Origin of the sequence: Nocardioides sp. (assembly GCF_014360585.1) — a bacterium.
Taxonomy (GTDB): Bacteria; Actinomycetota; Actinomycetes; order Propionibacteriales; family Nocardioidaceae; genus Nocardioides.
On sequence record NZ_JACIXG010000104.1, the window covers coordinates 1 to 17,244 of the forward strand.

At 70.1% G+C, this 17,244-nt stretch carries 12 protein-coding genes; 6 read left to right on the forward strand and 6 right to left on the reverse strand.

The genetic code is table 11. The features are described 5' to 3' along the window. The 3 genes from H5T77_RS23220 to H5T77_RS23230 all read right to left on the reverse strand — a co-directional run. The coding region (locus H5T77_RS23220) for an HNH endonuclease signature motif containing protein (protein WP_292652979.1) at positions 1-1,161 on the reverse strand (1,161 nt) is incomplete at its 3' end. Positions 1,162-1,658: 497 nt separating this feature from the next. Then, on the reverse strand, positions 1,659-2,549 hold the full coding sequence (locus H5T77_RS23225) for an aminoglycoside phosphotransferase family protein (protein WP_292652980.1): 891 nt from the start codon (positions 2,547-2,549) through the stop codon (positions 1,659-1,661). 5 nt (positions 2,550-2,554) lie between these two features. Further along, the gene (locus H5T77_RS23230) at positions 2,555-2,851 is read right to left on the reverse strand and encodes a DUF1905 domain-containing protein (RefSeq protein ID WP_292652981.1); all 297 of its coding nucleotides are present in this window, start codon (positions 2,849-2,851) and stop codon (positions 2,555-2,557) included. 71 nt (positions 2,852-2,922) lie between these two features. Between H5T77_RS23230 and H5T77_RS23235 the strand changes: the two genes are divergently transcribed. From H5T77_RS23235 to H5T77_RS23245, 3 genes are read left to right on the forward strand one after another with little or no spacing between them, the layout of a single operon-like run. Then, on the forward strand, positions 2,923-3,384 hold the full coding sequence (locus tag H5T77_RS23235) for a pyridoxamine 5'-phosphate oxidase family protein (RefSeq protein ID WP_292652982.1): 462 nt from the start codon (positions 2,923-2,925) through the stop codon (positions 3,382-3,384). Further along, entirely contained in the window at positions 3,374-4,030 is a 657-nt protein-coding gene (locus H5T77_RS23240) for a hypothetical protein (RefSeq protein WP_292652983.1), read from the forward strand. The genes H5T77_RS23235 and H5T77_RS23240 overlap by 11 nt, the downstream gene beginning before the upstream one ends. A gap of 42 nt (positions 4,031-4,072) precedes the next feature. Beyond that, positions 4,073-4,330 (forward strand): hypothetical protein, encoded by a 258-nt coding sequence (locus H5T77_RS23245; protein WP_292652984.1) that lies wholly within the window; start codon positions 4,073-4,075, stop codon positions 4,328-4,330. 53 nt (positions 4,331-4,383) lie between these two features. Here the strand turns inward: H5T77_RS23245 and H5T77_RS23250 are convergent, their stop codons facing one another. The 3 genes from H5T77_RS23250 to H5T77_RS23260 form a co-directional block, all read right to left on the reverse strand. Beyond that, positions 4,384-9,030 carry a family 78 glycoside hydrolase catalytic domain gene (locus H5T77_RS23250; protein ID WP_292652985.1) on the reverse strand — a complete coding sequence of 1,549 codons (4,647 nt, stop codon included), beginning with the start codon at positions 9,028-9,030 and terminating at the stop codon, positions 4,384-4,386. Between the two features lie 167 nt (positions 9,031-9,197). Beyond that, a complete protein-coding gene (locus H5T77_RS23255; RefSeq protein WP_292652986.1) occupies positions 9,198-10,847 on the reverse strand; it encodes a DNA repair helicase XPB in 1,650 nt (549 codons plus the stop codon). A 9-nt stretch (positions 10,848-10,856) separates the two neighbouring features. Continuing rightward, positions 10,857-12,809 (reverse strand): helicase-associated domain-containing protein, encoded by a 1,953-nt coding sequence (locus tag H5T77_RS23260; RefSeq protein ID WP_292652987.1) that lies wholly within the window; start codon positions 12,807-12,809, stop codon positions 10,857-10,859. 336 nt (positions 12,810-13,145) lie between these two features. Here H5T77_RS23260 and H5T77_RS23265 point away from each other — a divergent pair, with 336 nt between their 5' ends. The 3 genes from H5T77_RS23265 to H5T77_RS23275 all read left to right on the forward strand — a co-directional run bounded on the left by H5T77_RS23265 (position 13,146) and on the right by H5T77_RS23275 (position 17,190). Further along, positions 13,146-13,973: a PP2C family protein-serine/threonine phosphatase gene (locus tag H5T77_RS23265; RefSeq protein ID WP_292652988.1), complete on the forward strand. Its 828-nt coding sequence runs from the start codon at positions 13,146-13,148 to the stop codon at positions 13,971-13,973. 66 nt (positions 13,974-14,039) lie between these two features. Next, positions 14,040-15,959, forward strand: coding sequence for an FHA domain-containing protein (locus H5T77_RS23270; RefSeq protein ID WP_292652989.1), 1,920 nt, complete (start codon positions 14,040-14,042; stop codon positions 15,957-15,959). A gap of 31 nt (positions 15,960-15,990) precedes the next feature. Continuing rightward, complete coding sequence (locus H5T77_RS23275; RefSeq protein ID WP_292652990.1) at positions 15,991-17,190, forward strand: RDD family protein; 1,200 nt, start codon at positions 15,991-15,993, stop codon at positions 17,188-17,190. The last annotated feature ends 54 nt before the right edge of the window (positions 17,191-17,244 follow it).

The window sequence follows — 17,244 nt, forward strand, 5'->3', positions numbered from 1 at the left end:
GTGACTGCAGAGCAGGGCTGCGTTGTCGAGATCGGTGGGTCCGCCCAGTGCCCAGGCGAGCCAGTGATGCGCTTCGGCCCAGCTGCCGGGGATGTCGCATCCTTCGGCCTCACACGTCGCTGATCTCAGTAGCAGGGCTCGGCGTTGGGCTGCGGTGAAGAAGCGTTGGATGCGGCCGAGGTCGAGGACCTCGGAGGCGCCCCCGAGTACGGCGGGGATGATGTTCGCGGAGCACGCGAGGCGTCGGGCTTCGGCGGCGGTGATCGGGTTGCCGCCGAGGATCTGGCCGATGCCGGCGTCTTTGCGGAGCTGGTCGAGGTCGATGGTCACGATCACCGTGGTCGCATCCCCGCCATGGATCGGAAGCCGGGCCGGGTCGAGGGTCTCGAGCATCTGACAGAACGCACGCCCCAGGCGCCGGTCATAGGGCAGGTACTCACCGGTCTCGGTGCGGGTGCCGTCATCGCGTCGGGGTGAGGCGAAGGCCTCGAGGTTGGTGGCCAGCCGATCGGCGGCTGCGTCCGGGATGACCGCGGAGATGCGGGTGGTGCCGTCCCCGATCCGGCGCATCGTGAGCCGGGTCTTCTTCCTGGCGTGGGCCTCCTCGGCCGCGAGCCGTTTGGCTTCTTCGGCCTCGGCGATCTCCGGGGCGATGACATCCAGGATTCTGCGTCCCAGGCGGCGTAGCCGGGTGGGATCGAGCTGGGTCGCATACCCAACCAGAGCCTCCTCGGCGTTGGACTTGATACCAGGGTCGAGGTCAGCGGGAAGGTCGTCGAGAGCTGCGACGATCACCTGTGCCTGGACAAGGTTGCACTCGCCGGCACGCATCGCCGCAGCAACCCGGCCATAGCTCCGGTCCAAAGCGTGCGCGAGCCGGAGGTCGTCGCGCAGCGCCTCGGGGCGCTGGTGGGTGTGGTGATGCAGCCACGCAGCCACATCACGAGCCGCACTGTCCGCAGCCACATCATCGGCAGCAGCCATCACCCGCAGCTCGAGCTCCGCCAATCGGGCCTTCGCCCGGGCGATCTCAACCAGCGCGGCAGCCTTCTGACCGGTCGCCATGAACGTGGGGTTCGCCTCCGCGACATCATCGAGGGTGCCGGTGATCGCGACCACGGCCGCCAGCACAGGATGCTGGGGCTGCTGCAGCGTGCTCATCGCGATGGTCACCTCCCGACGTACGAACTCAAAGGGCTTCCTGCTGATTGCAGAATCCCTGCTTGGTTCGCTGGTCCGGAGGCCCGCCAAAACGGGCTATTACTTACCCTCGCAGCTCAGCGCTCACGCCCCTGGATCCCCTGGAATACCCCACACCCGTTGTCTCCGGGGCTGAGAGGCACGCCTCTGTCGAGGTGGTCGGCCTTCACGTTCACGCCTACCTCCACCATAACATATTATGGACCTGGAAGCACGCAGGAAACTGGAATGAAAACGACCGAGAACCCGATCAGGGACAGATATCCCAAACCCAACCCAGACCGCTGCTGGAAGTCCGCAAGACAGGTAAATGGCACCCAGCCCAGACACCCTGCTTCTAAATCTCCCAAGCCGGACAACGTATTGGCCCCACCCGTGCTGGAAGCCGACACGCGACCAAACGGACACACATCCAGCCAACCCATACGCAGGCGGCCAGCGAGCACCAGGGACGAGCCTCAGCCACCCACCACAGCCCGAGCCATCACAAGCCGATCGGCGCAACGTACAGGCATCGTCTTCCAGTAGTAAGGAAAGGTCATCACGGCGATGAACAGCGCCCACGCCCGCGCACGAAGCCAGGTGTCGTCGTCGAGACCAAGGGTCCTCTGGAACTCGTCGCGACCGTCACCGTCGAGCAGCTCCCAGGCACAGATCAGGTCGACGGTCGGGTCGCCGACGGAGAGGGCACCGAAGTCGAGCACGGCGACGAGGCTGCCGTCGCGAGAGAGAAGGTTCTCGGCGAGCAGATCACCATGGACCCAGCGCGGCTCGAGCTCGACCGACGGCAGCGCCATCGCCTCTTTCCAGACGCGCGCGACCGCGTCCAGGTCCAGATCGAGATCGGCGAGCTCGCGACACTGCTGGAGCCAGGATCGGAAGTCGGTGTCGAAGCCGGCGATCGGCTTGCCGCGATACCAGCGCAGCTCGGGGTCGGCGAGAGCCTCCGGAGGGACCTCGGGCCGGCGCAGCCCGGCCACGACCTCGGCGAGATCCGCGGCGGTCACGTCTCCGGCGCCCGGGCGAGGCTTCTCGCCGTCGATCCAGCGCACGACGCTCCAGTGCTCGGGGTAGCCGAAGCCGGGCTCGCCGACAGTCAGCACCTCGGGCGTCGCCACCGGGAGGTCGGCCGCAACGGCCGGAAGCCAGCGTGCTTCCTGCGTGATCGCGGCTGACCCGTTCGGCTGGCGGGGGAGGCGTACGAGCCATTCCTCACCGAGGCGGAAGAGCCGGTTGGTCGATCCGGTCGAGGCCAACGCGTGGAGGGGAAGATCGGCGTACGCCGCCAGATCCCGTCCCAGCAGGGAGCGCACCAGGTGCTCATCGATCGGCAGCTCGTCGTCGTGCATGGGAGTCAGACGAGGGAGATCGAGACGACAGCGCGGTCGCCCATCTGGAGATCCTCCCGGCGGCGTACGTCCTTCTTGATCGGCAGTGCGTAGCCGTCCTGGCCGGGGAAGACCGAGGTCCGCCAGGTGGTCGTCCCGATCCGCGCCTCGACCCTCACCGACCCGAAGCCGCGGGGCGGCCCCATCGCGATCGACGCCTCCCGGATGTCCTCGGTGACCTCGGGCGGAGCGGTCACGAATATCCAGGCTTCGGTATCGCCTTTCCACGGCCACAGCTCGGCCTCGAACTCCCAGGTCTCCACGCGCTCATCCTCGCAGGAGACCGTCTGAAAATGATGGCTCGTCCCGCAGAGGCGGCGGCTAGGGTGCGGTCATGGCTGCCCCTCGTTCCCTCGCTCAGAGACTCGCTGACACCCGCGCCCGTCTGGAGAACGACGTCGACCTGTGGATCGCGTCGGCGCACGAGGACCAGCCCTGGCTGGTGCCGATCTCGTTCGTGTGGTGGGAGGGCGAGATCTGGATCGCGAGCATGGGCGGGGCGCGTACGCAGCGCAACCTGACGGCTTCCCCGGTCGTGCGTCTGGCGCTCGGTGAGCTGCGGGACGTGGTGATCATCGACGGTCGTGCCGAGGTCGAGCCGATGGACCGTACGCCGAAGAAGGTCCTCGAGATCTATGCCGAGAAGCAGGGCGGGGATCCGGGTGCCTGGGCGGACAGCCTGATCCGGGTGCGACCGAGGAAGGTCCAGGCCTGGCGTGAGTCGAACGAGCTCGATGGCCGCCACCTGATGCGGGACGGCCGCTGGCTGGACGAGGACGAGCCGGATGGGACCTGAGGTCCCGCTGACCGAGGACACCTTCCGTGCGCTCGCGCGCTCGTCGCCGTGGCGCTTCTCGAGCCTGCACTTCACGTGGCTCACGCAGCCGTACGGTGACATCGAATGCTGGCTGCGTAGGCCCGGCCACCTCCGGGTGCGTGACGGCACGGGGGAGCGTGTCATCGACGACGTAGCGACGACGGAGCGCGCGCCGGAACCGGTCCTGCGCGCCGATGGTCTCGTGGCGAGCCGGCCGAGGGCCTGCACCCACGACATCGGCGACCCGATGTGGAACACCTACTGGTTCGTGTCGATGCTCGATCCCGAGGAGCTGTCGGCGGACGTGACGCTGAGTGAGCTGCGCTCGGGACTGCGAGCGGGTCGGGAGACCTGGTGGGCGAGGGCCGTGCCGGAGGCTGGGTACGAACCGCGGTGCGGGTGTTGCCCGCTGCTGTGGTCCCGGGGCACCGACTGGGCCGAGTATGGCGATGACGAGCCGGGTTGGGAGCCGCCCACGGGGACGGTCTACCCCGAGGCGTACGAGATCGCGTTGGACGTGCCGACCGGTGTCGTGGTGCAGCTGTCCCCGGTCGGCGGTTCCCGGTCCGATCTCGCGTTCGAGACGGAGATCCATGAGGCAGAACTGTCGGTGGTCTCTGCTTAGGTGGTGCTGAGGACGACATCCGATCCAGACGGAGGAGATGTCATGACCATCAGCGCGACCATCGACGAGGAGATCGACCGGCTCGAGGAGGAGTTCACCGAGCGGCCCGCGTGCGAGTGCACCTGCGGCAGCCCGGACAGCGACGTGGAGCCCTGCGGGGAGGTGGCGGCCTACGCCGTCACTGTGCTCTGTCCCGACGATCGCTGCACCCACACCTACCTGCTGTGCCAGGAGTGCCGGGACCAGTGGGTGCAGAACTGTCCACCACCCCACCGGCTCCGAGTCTCAGCGCTGGGCTGAGATGCTCGGAGCCGGAGGGGTGCTCGGTCAGGCCGTGCCTGGACGGCCGGGGCTCATCGCGTCGGCACCACCCACACGTCGGCGACCGAAGGGTCGTAGTCGCCGCCTGTGTCCTGGAACCGGATCCGCGCCGAGCCGTCGGCGGTCAGGTCCGAGGGCTCCATCAGGAACTGATGGGTCATCGTGCCCTGTCCGCCGGCGGTGCGGGTCAGGTCGACGCTGTGGGCGACCTGACCGTCCAAGGTGACGTCGTAGGTCTTGCGCCTCGCGCCGTCGAACGTCTCGACGATGCGGACCACGAACGATCGGTCCGTAGGCACCTCGGCGTCGAACTCGAACCATCCCCCGGGGTAGGAGGAGTGCGTGTAGCGGCGGGTCAGCCCCGCCTCCTGGCTCGACCCTGACCGCTCGGAGGCGGTCAGCCCGTGAGCGGTCTCCGAGCTCGCGTCACCCAGGTCGACGTGGTCGGTCGATTCGGCCGGCGGCGTCGCGAGCCCGACGGTCACGGTGGCGGTCGCCTGCTCCATGGGCGTAGGTCCGGTCGCGACGGTCAGCGCCGTGGGTCCGGCCACGACGCTCTGCGGCACGACGACCTCGATGGCGACCTCGGCGTCCTGTCCTGCCGAGATCTCGTAGCCGACCGGCTCCGCCGTCCAGCCGGTGGGGCCGGTCAGCGACACCTCGCCGCGCTGGGTGAAGCCGCTGCGGTTGTGCAGCACGGCGGTGACGGTTGCCGTCTGGCCGCCGTCGACCGACGCCGGGGCGCTCGAGGTCTCGGTGATCTCCACCGCGGACCCGACCATCAGGGTGCCTCCGACCGGAAGCACGGCGGTCCCGCCGGAACGGGTGTAGGACACCTCGCCCGTCAGGTCCACGGGCCCGCTCTCGGCGTCATCGGGCACCTTGACCTCGAAGACGTGCTCGACCTGCTCCTCGGCAGGCACCTCGTCGGCGGGTGTGCCGACCGGCTTCGCCGTCCAGCCGTCCGGTACGTCGAGGGATGAGGCCACGTCGCTCAGCGGCTGCTTGCCGGTGTTGTCGACGCGCACCGACATCTCGACGACGTCGCCAGGGAGCACTTCCTCGGCCGGGATCTGCAAGGTGGTGACCGCGCCGACCAACCGCGCAGACGCACGCGAGAGGCTCTTCTCGACCACCGTCAGCCGATCACGCAGGTCAGCCGCGGTGGCCTCGGTGAGCACACCGTTGTCGGCATACATCCGGATCGACGCTTTCAGGCTCGCGGCCGCGGCGAGTCCGAGATGGACCGCCTCGGCGACGTCCTGCGCGCCGGCGTCGAGGTCCCAAGCCGCGTCGACCTGGTCGCGCAGCGTCGAGGTCCGATCCGCGAGGTCGTGCTTGGCCGCTTTGCCCCCGGCGCCCTTCAGGGACAGCGCGGAGACGTCCTCAGCTGTCGCGGCGGCCTCGGCCCGGGCGGCACCGAGGTCACCGAGCGTCGGTGCGACCGCGAAGCTGTAGCTGCCGGAGCCGACCTCCAGGACGACCGAGTCCTCGTCGTACCGCACGAACTCGACGTGCTTGGAGTCCTCGATCGGCGAGCCGCCCTCGGTCACAGCCCACCGGTTGGCAGCCGGGATCCGCACCTCAGCGGTCGTGTTCGCGGGAACGGTGACGTCCAGGGTCATCGGGCCGTCGTCGGTGGTCCAAGCACTGCTCACCGTGCCGTACGGAGTCTCGAGGCTGTAGTCGACGTGGTCGATGCCCTCGCCCGGCTCGGGCGCGATCCTCACCTTGCGGTAGCCCGGAGCGGCCTCCGAGACCCCGGCCATGGTGCGGTACATCCACTCACCGACCGCGCCGTAGGCGTAGTGGTTGAAGGAGTTCATGCCCACGTCGTTGAAGCTGCCGTCCGGGTTGATCGAGTTCCAGCGCTCCCAGATCGTGGTCGCGCCCTTGCCGATCTCGTACCCCCACGACGGGTAGTCCTCGTGCTGCAACAGCTTGTAGGCGATGTCGGTCCGCCCGGCCTTGGTCAGCGCCGGCAGCAGTCCGTCGACACCGAGGAAGCCGGTGGAGAGGTGGTAGTCACGTCGTTCGAGCGTCTGCACGAACTGCTCATAGACCGCGTCGCGGCGGTCCTCGGGCTCGAGGTCGTTGGTCAGGGTGAGGATGTACGCGGTCTGACTGTCGCCCTTGACCGACCCGTCCGCGCCGATGAAGGCCTTCTGATAGGCCGTCCGGACGGCTTCGTAGCGAGCCTGGTAGGCCGCGGCGTCGCCGTCCCGGCCGATGGCCTTCGCCATCTGCGCGAACTCACGCGTGCTCTTCGCGACGAACGCCGTGTCCAGGACGTCCGCGGGCGTCGGGTCGTCGAGGTTGAGCCAGTCGAGGTAGCCGCCGGCGGACCGGATGTGGCCGGTGGAGTCGGCGTCGAGGAAGTCGACGTACCGCTTCATCATGTCGTAGTTCTCCGTGATGACGTCGGTGTCGCCGTACGCCTGCCACAGGGTCCAGGGAACGTGCACGCCGGCGTCCATCCAACCGGCCGACTCGTAGCCGCCGTCGAAGCGACCCGGGACGATCGGGGCGACGCCGGGCAGCGAGCCGTTCGGGCGCTGGGTGTCGCGAAGGTCCTGCAGCCACTTGGTCAGGAACGACTCGGAGTCCATGTTGTAGACAGCAGTCCGGGCGAACACGTTGATGTCGCCGGTCCAGCCCATCCGCTCGTCGCGCGCCGGGGTGTCGGTCGGGATGGAGAGGAAGTTGCCGCGCATGCCCCAGACGATGTTGCTCTGCAGCTGGTCGACCATGTCGGAGCTGGTGTCCAGCTCGCTGGTCAGGTCGCCGTCGGTGCCCACCACGACGCCCACGATGTCGTCGGCGTCCGGTGCCTCCGACACGCCCGAGACCTCGATGTAGCGGAAGCCGTGGAAGGTGAAGGACGGTTCGAACGTCTCCGGGTCGTCGGAGCCGAAGGTGTAGGTGTCGGTCGCCTTCGCGGAGCGCAGGTTGGCGGTGTAGAGAGTGCCGTCCGGGTTGAGCACCTCGCCGTGACGGATCTTGGCCGTCTGGCCCTTCTTGCCCTGCATCTTGATCCGGACGTGCCCGACCATGTTCTGGCCGAGGTCGTAGAGGTAGACGCCGTCGGTCGGTGACTCGATCCGCTCGGCGGTCTCGAGCTCTTCGGTGACGCGTACGTCGACGGTCGTCTGTGGCTCGAGCACGTCGGTCGGCTCGTCCCGCACCGCGGTGGCGGTCCAGTCCTCGTCGTCGTATCCGGCCTCGTCCCAGCCGTCGACCGCGGCTGCGCGCCGGGCGTCGAACCACTCGCCGTCGAGCATGTCGGACTCGCGGGTCGGCCCGCCGGTCGTACGCCAGGTGTCGTCGGTGCGGATGACCTCGCTGGTGCCGTCGGCGTAGTCGACGACGAGCTCGGCGATCAGGGAGTTGTCGGTGCCGTAGATGTCGGTACCGAACATCGCGACCTTGCCGGTGTACCAGCCCGGGGCGATCTCGGCCCCGAGCACGTTCTCGCCCGAGGTGACCTGGTCGGTCACGTCGTAGGTCTGGTAGTCGATGCGCTTGTCGTACGCCGTCCAGCCGGGCGCGAGCTCGGCGTCGCCGACCCGCTCGCCGTTGAGGCGCAGCTCGTAGACACCGCGGGCGGAGGCGTAGATGCGAGCGCGGGTGATCTTCTTCTCGCCCAGGTCGGCCTCCTTGCGCAGCAGGGGCAGCGCTTCGTCGCGCCTCAGCCAGGCCTCGCCGCCGGAGCCGTCGACACGGAGCCCGTCGGCGGTGACGGTGCCTGCGGTGAAGGTGTGGTCGTCGGCCGGGAAGTCGGTGTCCACGAGGACCGTGCCGTCAGCGCTGGTGACGGTCACGTCCTGGACCACGCCGGACTCTGCGCCGTGTGCGCGGAAACCCAGGACGCCGGGCGTCGAGAAGCTGGCGTCGGTGCGCCGGTCGAGCTGCTGGCCGTCGATCGTGGTGGTGATCGTGTCGCCCACGACGTTGATCGCGTAGTCGTGCTCGGCGGCGAAGTCGAAGCCGGCAGGGACCGGCTTCGAGGAGAGCACCGAGTAACCGCCGTTGCGCTTCACGTGTGGCCGGAGCGCGTCGTCGGTCTCGCTGAGCTGCCACATGTAGGCGTTCTCCGTGTCCCGGGCACGGAAGTAGACACCGATGGCACCGGTGATGTCGGAGGCGGTGAACTCGATCGTGTAGTCGGTCCACTCCGCGCCCAGCTCGGGCGTCTCCGGGCCGATCCAGTCAGCCGTCCAGGCCTGGTCGCCGAGTCCGGTGGCGAACGTCGCCGGCTTGCTCCAGGCGGACGGGGCGCCCTTGTCGTCCCAGACCCGTACGGACCAGACGTAGTCCGTACGAGGCTTCAGCGCCGGCCCGGCGTACGTGACGTCGACCGACTGGTCGGACTTCACCTTCGCGCTCTCCCACACGTCGGGCGAGGCGAGCTTCTCCTCCGTGGAGGCGACCCGGATCTGGTAGGCCTTCTGCGTCACGCCGCGACGGTCGGCGTCGAGCTGCCACCCGAGCTTCGGGGCGGTCGTCGGGATGCCGAGCGGATCGATCAGCGCATTGGTGCGCAGCTCGTCGACCACAGGGCGTGAGCCGGCGGTCTCCTGCGCGAGCGGCTGCGCTGCCCCGGCCATCGGCGGTGGCACGGTTGGGATGAGGATGACGGCGAGACAGGTCGTTATCGACCCGGCGATTCGTCGGCGCACAGCGACTCCTGGGGGCGAGTAAATTGAAACGGTTCAAGCAGTATGGCGTGCGTCACATCACACTGCAATGAGTTTGGCTGCTTCCGGCCGCGTTGGTCGGCCCGGGCAGACAGAAACGATTCAACCGGCGCCGCCGACTGTGCGCCGGCAGGTGAGGCGGGCTGTGCTCAGGAGGTGAGGTCGCCGAGAGAGCCGGCGTCGACGATCCGGTACGCGTAGCCCTGCTCGGCCAGGAAGCGCTGGCGGTTCTGGGCGAAGTCGGCGTCGATGGTGTCGCGGGAGACGATCGTGTAGAAGTGGGCGGTCTTGTTGCCGTCGCCGGGGCGCAGCAGCCGGCCGAGCCGCTGAGCCTCCTCCTGGCGGGAGCCATAGGCCCCGGAGACCTGGATCGCGACCTCGGCCGAGGGCAGGTCGATGGAGAAGTTGGCGACCTTCGAGACGACCAGTAGGTCGATCTCGCCGGAGCGGAAGGCTTGGAAGAGCCGCTGCCGTTCCTTGATCGAGGTCTTGCCCTCGATCACCGGGGCGCCGAGTGAGGCGGCGATCTCGTCGAGCTGCTCGAGGTACTGCCCGATCACGAGCGTCGGCTTGCCCGCGTGGGAGGCGACGATCTCCTTGACCACGTCGATCTTGTGATGCGTGCACGAGGCGATCCGGTAGCGCTCGTCGGGCTCGGCCGTGGCGTAGACGAGCCGCTCGTCGGCAGGCAGGGTCACCCGCACCTCGACGCAGTCCGCCGGCGCGATCCAGCCCTGTGCCTCGATGTCCTTCCACGGGGCGTCGTAGCGCTTGGGGCCGATCAGCGAGAAGACGTCACCCTCGCGACCGTCCTCGCGCACCAGCGTGGCGGTCAGGCCGAGCCGGCGGCGCGCCTGCAGGTCGGCGGTCATCCGGAAGATCGGGGCGGGAAGGAGGTGGACCTCGTCGTAGACGACCAGCCCCCAGTCGCGGGCGTCGAGCAGCTCCAGGTGCGGGTAGGCGCCCTTCCGCCGCGTGGTCAGCACCTGGTAGGTGGCGATCGTGACCGGTCGGATCTCCTTGACCGACCCGGAGTATTCGCCGATCTCGTCCGGGGTCAGCGAGGTGCGGCGTACGAGCTCGTCCTTCCACTGGCGCGCGGAGACGGTGTTGGTGACGAGGATCAGCGTGGTCGCCTGAGCATGGGCCATGGCGGCAGCGCCGACGAGCGTCTTGCCGGCACCGCAGGGGAGTACGACGACCCCGGAGCCGCCGTGCCAGAAGGACTCGGCCGCCTCCGACTGGTAGGGCCGGAGCGTCCAGTCGGAGGTGTCCAGAGCGATGGCGTGAGCCTCGCCGTCGACGTAGCCCGCGTAGTCCTCGGCAGGCCAGCCGAGCTTGAGCAGCGCCTGCTTGAGGTTGCCGCGCTCGGAGGGGTGGACGACGACGGTGTCCTCGTCGACCCGGGCTCCGAGCATCCCGGAGATCTTCTTCGCCCGGAGGACCTCCTCGAGAACCGCCCGGTCGGAGGAGGCCAGCACCAGGCCGTTGACCGGGTTCTTCTCCAGTCGTAGCCGGCCGTAGCGGGCCATCGTCTCGGCGACGTCGACCAGGAGAGAGTGCGGGACGGGGTAGCGGGAGAACTCCAGCAGCGTGTCCACGACCTGCTCGGCGTCGTGGCCGGCGGCGCGCGCGTTCCACAGTCCCAGCGGGGTGAGGCGGTAGGTGTGGATGTGCTCCGGCGATCGCTCCAGCTCGGCGAACGGCGCGATCGCCTTGCGGCACTCACCTGCTCGGGCATGGTCGACCTCGAGCAGCAGCGTCTTGTCCGACTGGACGATCAGGGGGCCGTCGTTCACCGCACCAGCCTACGGCGACGTCGGGCGCACGCTCCTGATCCGGGACAGCGCGAAGGAGCGTACGTCGTCCTCGACGCGGGCTGCGAGGGAGCCGCCGTCCAGGCCCAGCGGCTCGACGCGTGCCTCCCCGGCGACCCCGCGGCCGTCGACGTAGGAGATGACGACCTTCTCCCCGGCGTCGATGGCCTCGTGGAGGATCGCCATCGTCGAGGCCGGTTCCGGCGAGGTCGGGCGGGAGGTCGCGGTCTCGTCGCCGGCCTTGACCCTGGTAGCCACGGCGGTCGCGCGGGCGGCGAGGTGGGCCTCCTGGGCGGCTGCCGGGCGCTGGCCGGTGCGCACCTTGGCGCGCTTGGCGTCGGGGCGCGCCACGTGGACCGACCCGTCCGGCGCCTCGACGACCGGCGCCAGGCCGAGCTCGCGAAGCCGGGGGAGGAGCGAGTCGAGCGCGACGGTGCTGACCACCACGGTCGGCGCCAGCCGCCGCAGCCCCAAGGACTCGGCCGCCGGATGGGCCAGCAGCTCGGCCAGCGCGGCCTCGTCGTCGCTGCGCAGGTAGGCGGCGGCGAACCCGACACGGACCGTCCCGAAGGTGCGCGCCGTGTCGTCGACCAGGTAGGAGAGCGCCTGCGGCACGGGAGTGCGGGAGGCAGCGGCGAGGAAGGCGTGGATCTCGGCAGCGGTCCAGCCACGGTCCATCGCCGTGCGTACGGACTCCTTGGTGAACCGGTAGACCATCGCCCCGCCGTGCGACTCCACCGTCGCCACCACGGCCAGTGTGCGCGCCAGTGCAGGTTCGAGCGGCCCGGGCGCGACCGCGGTCAGGTCGCCTTGGAGCAGGACATGGTCGACCGGCTCCGGCAGCATGCCGGCCAAGGTCGGGACCGGGTCGTCGCCGGCCACCAGCAGTCGACCGTACGCAGCCAGCCCGCCGAACGCAGCCAGCCCGAGTGTCTCGGCCTCGGTGAGCGTCCAGGCGACCAGAGACTCGCGCGATTCGGTGCGGGTGCGTGGGCGGCGCGGCCGCTCCCAGGCCGTCCTCGCCACGACCGCGGCCGGACCGGTGCCGGCGGCGAGCACCTCGTCGTCCGGGAGCTCGGCCAGGAGGCGCAGGGCCAGCCGTCGCGTCTCCACCGCCGACGCGCCGGCCATGTCGGGTGCCAGCGCGTTCCAGGTCTTCCCGGCCGGGTCGCGCTGGCCGACGAGCCCGGGAAGCCGCGGTGATGCCAGCCAGGCGCCGGCCGCGTGTGCCCAGCGAGCGGCCAGCGGCTGCCGGAGCCACTGGTCGTAGAGCTCGGTCGGCATCCAGGACGGATCGCCCTCCTCGTCGGTGCCGAGCGCGAGCAGCCCCGAGGCCCAGCCGACCTCGATCAGCAGGGCCGCGGTGGGCTCGGTGACGTGGAGCCGCTCGGCGGTGGCTCTCAGGTCCCGCACCGTCAGCCCCGTCCCGCCGCGCAGCGACCGGGGAGGCGCGGCGCCCCAGGCGTCGAGGAGCAGCTCGAGGTTGCGTACGAGCTCGAAGGCGGCGCCCGCGGCAGCCCGGTCGACCAGCGCCGACTGCCGCGAGGAGGTCGGCAGCGGCGGTGGGATGTCCACAGGGGCGAGCGTCGTCCGCCCGCCGCGCAGCGCGATGCCGACCTCGCCGGGCAGGGTCAGCATCCCGTCGCCCGAGGAGACCAGCAGGCCGTGAGCGATCAGCTCCTCCGCCGGTCCGGCCGCGTCGGCCACCGATACGCGCGGGCGCGCGCGAGAAGATGAAGCCTGGCCGCCGCCGGCGTCGACGGCCTCCAGCATCGCGCGGGCTTCGGCAGAGACAGCGGCCACGCGGCGTACGACTTCTTCCTGGTCAGACCCGAGATCGACGGTGAACGGCTGCAGCCCGGAGAGACCTGGTGAACCCTGCAGCACGGCCGCGACTCCAGTCACCGCCCGAAGGCCGCTGAGGGAGTGCCACACCAAGCACATGTCCTCCAGATGAGAAAGTGCTCGTGTCGTGGCGCCTACTTCCGCATTCACCATGGAAGATAAGTGGGCTTTGGTGGTTTGATTCGCGAGGACAACGGCATCAAGCACGATCAGCTGGAGATGGCTAAGGTCATCCAGCGCAGAGTGCAAGGATGTGCGGGTGGCTGCTCGGGCGGCGAGTTGGCCAGAGTCATGAGGGGACGGCGTGGCGAGATCAGGACGAGCAAGAAGCAGGCGTGAGATGCGCTCTGTGGGCCAAGAGCGCAACTGGTCTGCGAGCGAGCGAAAGCCTGTGTCCATCAGCATCACGCTATCCCGGCAGGCCTAGGGGGCGAGATGTCCAGGAAAGTAGTGATCGCGCACGGGGCCGCGACCGATGTCGGCCAGGTGCGGAAGGTCAACGAGGACTCCCATGTGGCAGAGCCCCCGGTCTTCGTCGTAGCCGACGGCATGGGCGGCCACGACGGTGGTGACATCGCCAGCGAGATGGTCATCCAGGAGTTCGCCAAGCTCGGCGGGACCCATTACGTGTCCGAGTCCGGCAGCCAGGCGATGGTCGAGGCGCTCCAAGCGGCGCAGGATCGGATCGTGGCCTTCGCGCTCGAGCAGCGCTCGCGCGGGGCCTCCGACTACCAGTCCGGCACGACCTGCGCCGCGGCTCTGATCGCCGACGGCGGCAACAGTCCGCTGTGGATCCTGCTCAACGTCGGCGACTCGCGCATCTACCGGTTCTTCGACGGTACGTTGAGCCAGCTCAGCCGCGACCACAGTCTGGTCCAGGAGCTGGTCGACGCCGGCCAGATCACGGCTGAGCAGGCCGAGCACCATCCGGAGCGCAACGTGGTGACCAGGGCGCTGGGCGGGATGGCCCCCGCGGTCCCCGACATCTTCCAGGTGACGCTGCCCGTGGGCGCCCGGCTGATGCTGTGCTCGGACGGAGTGAGCGGAATGATCTCGGATGGTGAGATCGCCGACATCCTCGCGGCGCAGGACACCGACGCCCGCGACACGGCCGAGAAGCTCGTCGCCGCCGCGGTCGCAGCGGGTGGCAGGGACAACGCCACCGCGATCGTGGTCGATGTGATGGGATTGACCGAGGAGAACCCGTATGACTCGGAGCAACAAAGGGTGAGTATGGAGCAGAAGCTAGGAGTGCTGCCATGAGCGAGCGACAGCAGACCTCATGCGGCCAGGTTCGTATTCTGGCGCTTGCGCCACGAAGGTGGCGGCATGAGTGAGCAAGGGATCATCGCAAGCACGTCCTACATGCCGGGCACGTGGTTCGGCATCATCGGCGAGAGCGCCACGGTGCTGCTCCCGCCTTCGGAGAAGAGCCGTGCGGGGGCGCTGTGGGCGCTCGTCGACGACGGCGCCGGGTTCGACGAGGTGCTCGACGCGCTCGTCGCGACCGGGCTGAGCTCGTTGCCGGGCTTCGTCCTCATCTCAGGGGACGTGACGCCTGACGGTGGCAGCGTACGGACGGTCGTGCGCGGCCCGTCGGTGGTCTCGTTCGACTCTGCCGAGGGCACCGTCGAGGTCGACGGCTCGTCTTCGAAGACGTGGGTCGAGCGCACCCTCGAGGGTGTCACCCGGATGTCCGTCTCGCTCGGCGAGGAGGGTGCGACCGGTGAGCCGATGACGGCGCTCGGTGGCCTGCTGCGGGTCTCGGGCCTCGAGGTTCCGCCGCCGGTGCCGGAGTCCGCTCACGACGACTCGCCGGAGAGCCGCGCCGGTTTCGTAGGCGCCCCGGTGGCGGTCGAGGAGGGCGTGGACGACAGCGTCGACGAGCCGACGCCGGGCGACCCGCTCACCGACCCGCTGCCCGAGGACGACTACGCGGACGCGGTCGAGGAGCAGAGCCACGACGAGGACGAGCCGGTCGCGGCTCCGCCTTCGCTGTCGGTCGTGCCACCGATCGCGGTCTCGGGTGGCCTCCCGGGTCTCGAGGACGATGCCGACTCCAGCCCTGAACCGGACGCCGACTTCGATTCGGACTCCGACTCGGACGAGCCGATCTCGGTCAACCGCGGTGAGGAGTCCGGCGAGGCGCCGGCGCCTCGTCACGACGATCTGACCGAACCGACCGAGGCGTTCGAGATGCCGACCGCGTCGCAGGACGCCGACGGCGCCGACGACGAGACCGACCAGGACCACCCTGAGTCCGTCTCCGCCGGCTACGAGGACGACTACGCCAGCGACGAGCACGCCGCTGCGGTGGCGTCGTCCTTCGGGCCGTGCGCGGTCTCCCCGGAGCCCGCGGACGATGAGGAGGCTGTCTCCGACGCCGAGACCGAGGTCCTCCAGGTCGTCGACGAGCAGGCCTATGACGAGCCCGAGTCGTACGACGAGCCGGAGTCCTACGACGAGCCCGAGTCCGCTCCGGCGCCCGCCTTCGGGCCGCCGTCGGTGCCGCCCCCGCCGCCGCCGACGACGCCTCCTCCGCCGCCGGTCGACGCGCCGCCCGCCCCCTTCGCCGAGGCGTCGGCCGAGGGTCTGGTCGAGTCCGCGCCGATCGACGCGCCAGTTGCGGACGGTCCGCCGGTGGCTCCGCCGGTCGGCCCGCCAGGGACCGAGATTCCTCCCGCGCCGCCGGCCCCGCCTGCGTTCCCGGCCCCGCCGGCGCCGCCGGCCCCGCCCGTGGCCCCGGTTCCGCAGACCCACGACGAGCCGGTCTGGGAGGAGCCCAACCCCGATGAGGACGACCACGACGGTCTGACCCGCATCGGCGTCGGTGAGGACCTCAACGCCGGGCTCGCCGGGATCCCCGGCCAGCCCGAGGCCCCGAAGGTGACCGCCTACCCGGTCGCGCGACTGGAGTTCTCCAGCGGCGACCGTGTCGAGGTGGACCGCGTCGTCCTCGTCGGTAGGGCCCCCGAGGCGAGCCGGTTCACGCCCACCGAGCAGCCGATGCTCGTGACCGTGCCGAGCCCGCACCAGGAGATCTCCTCGACGCACTGCGAGATCCGTCCGGGTGCCGGGGTCGACCACGGCGCAGCGGTGGTCACCGACCTCGGCTCGACCAACGGCACCGTGCTGGTCCAGCCCGGGCTCGGCCCGGAGGATCTGCGCCCCGGCGTACCTGTCCAGCTGATGCCCGGCGCCGTCATCGACCTCGGCGACAGCCTCACGATCCGGGTGACCAACCCGTGAGAGAGGGGCTCTCGCTCACGGGGGCGCTGGGATGAGCGTTGCCGGCCTCCAGGCCCCGTCGGTCGAGGCCGCGATCGCGGAGCCGGATCGCCGGTTCTACGCCTTCGCCATCGACCGGGTGATCGCGTGGACGATCTTCGCCGCAGCGGGGTTCGTCGCCTGGCTGATCTTCCTCCGCAACGGAGACACGCTGCCCGGGGTCGCGCTGATCACCGGCGTGGTGCTGGTGGTCTGGATGGTCGGCACCGTACTCACCGGTTCCGGAGGCAAGACGCCCGGGAAGGTGGCCCTCGGCCTCCGCGTGGTCAGCGATGACTCCGGGACCGCGGGCCGCCCGATCGGCGTCGGCAAGGCGTTCGTACGCCAGGCTCTGCTCGGTCTCTGCACCATCCCGACGCTCGGCATCGGCACGGCCACCTTCGCCTGGGTCGCCGCGATGGACGAGCGCGGTCGTCGCCAGAGCTGGCACGATCGTCGTGCGGGCTCGGTCGTGGTCGACGTACGTCCTCCGGCCGTCGTCGAGACCGAGGAAGAGGCTCCGGCACCGCGTCGCATCGTCAACCTCACGACGATGCGTCTGAAGCAGGCCGAGGCGGCTCCGGAGCCGGCCGAGCGGCCGCAGACCCCGGCGGCCCCGACCCAGAGCCCCGCGGACCAAGCCGCCGCGGACCAGGCTGCGGCAGCGCAGGCTGCGGCCCGAGCCGTGGCCGAGGCTCAGGCCGCCCCGACCCAGGTCCCGGCCCCGGTCGCCCGTCAGGCGTCGGCTCCAGTGCCGCCGACGCCCACGCCGCCCGCACCCCCGGCACCCACACCCGCACCTCCTCCGCCGCCGGTCCCGGCCGCGGTGCAGGCCAGCCCGCCTCCGCCGCCGGCACCCGCTCCGCAGCCCGCGGTGACGGCTCGCTGGCGGGTCACCTTCGACACCGGTCAGAGCTTCGTGGTCGAGGGCCTCGCCATCGTCGGCCGCGGCCCCGAGCCGCGACCGGGCGAGGAGGTCGCCCACCGAGTGGCTCTCTCCTCGAGCGACATGTCCTTGTCCAAGACCCACGCCCAGTTCCAGGTCGCCGCCGACGGCACCCTCGTGGTCATGGACCGCGGTTCCACCAACGGCACCACCCTGATCCGCAAGGGTGCGGCGCGAGCCCTCGGCGCTCGCCGCCCGGCCGCGCTCGTCCACGGCGACAAGGTCAAGTTCGGCGACCGCACCATGGACGTGGTCCGCGAAGCCTGACCCGCCGAGGCGTCACTCCCGTCGGCCGAGACGTCACTTCCGTGACGTCTCGGC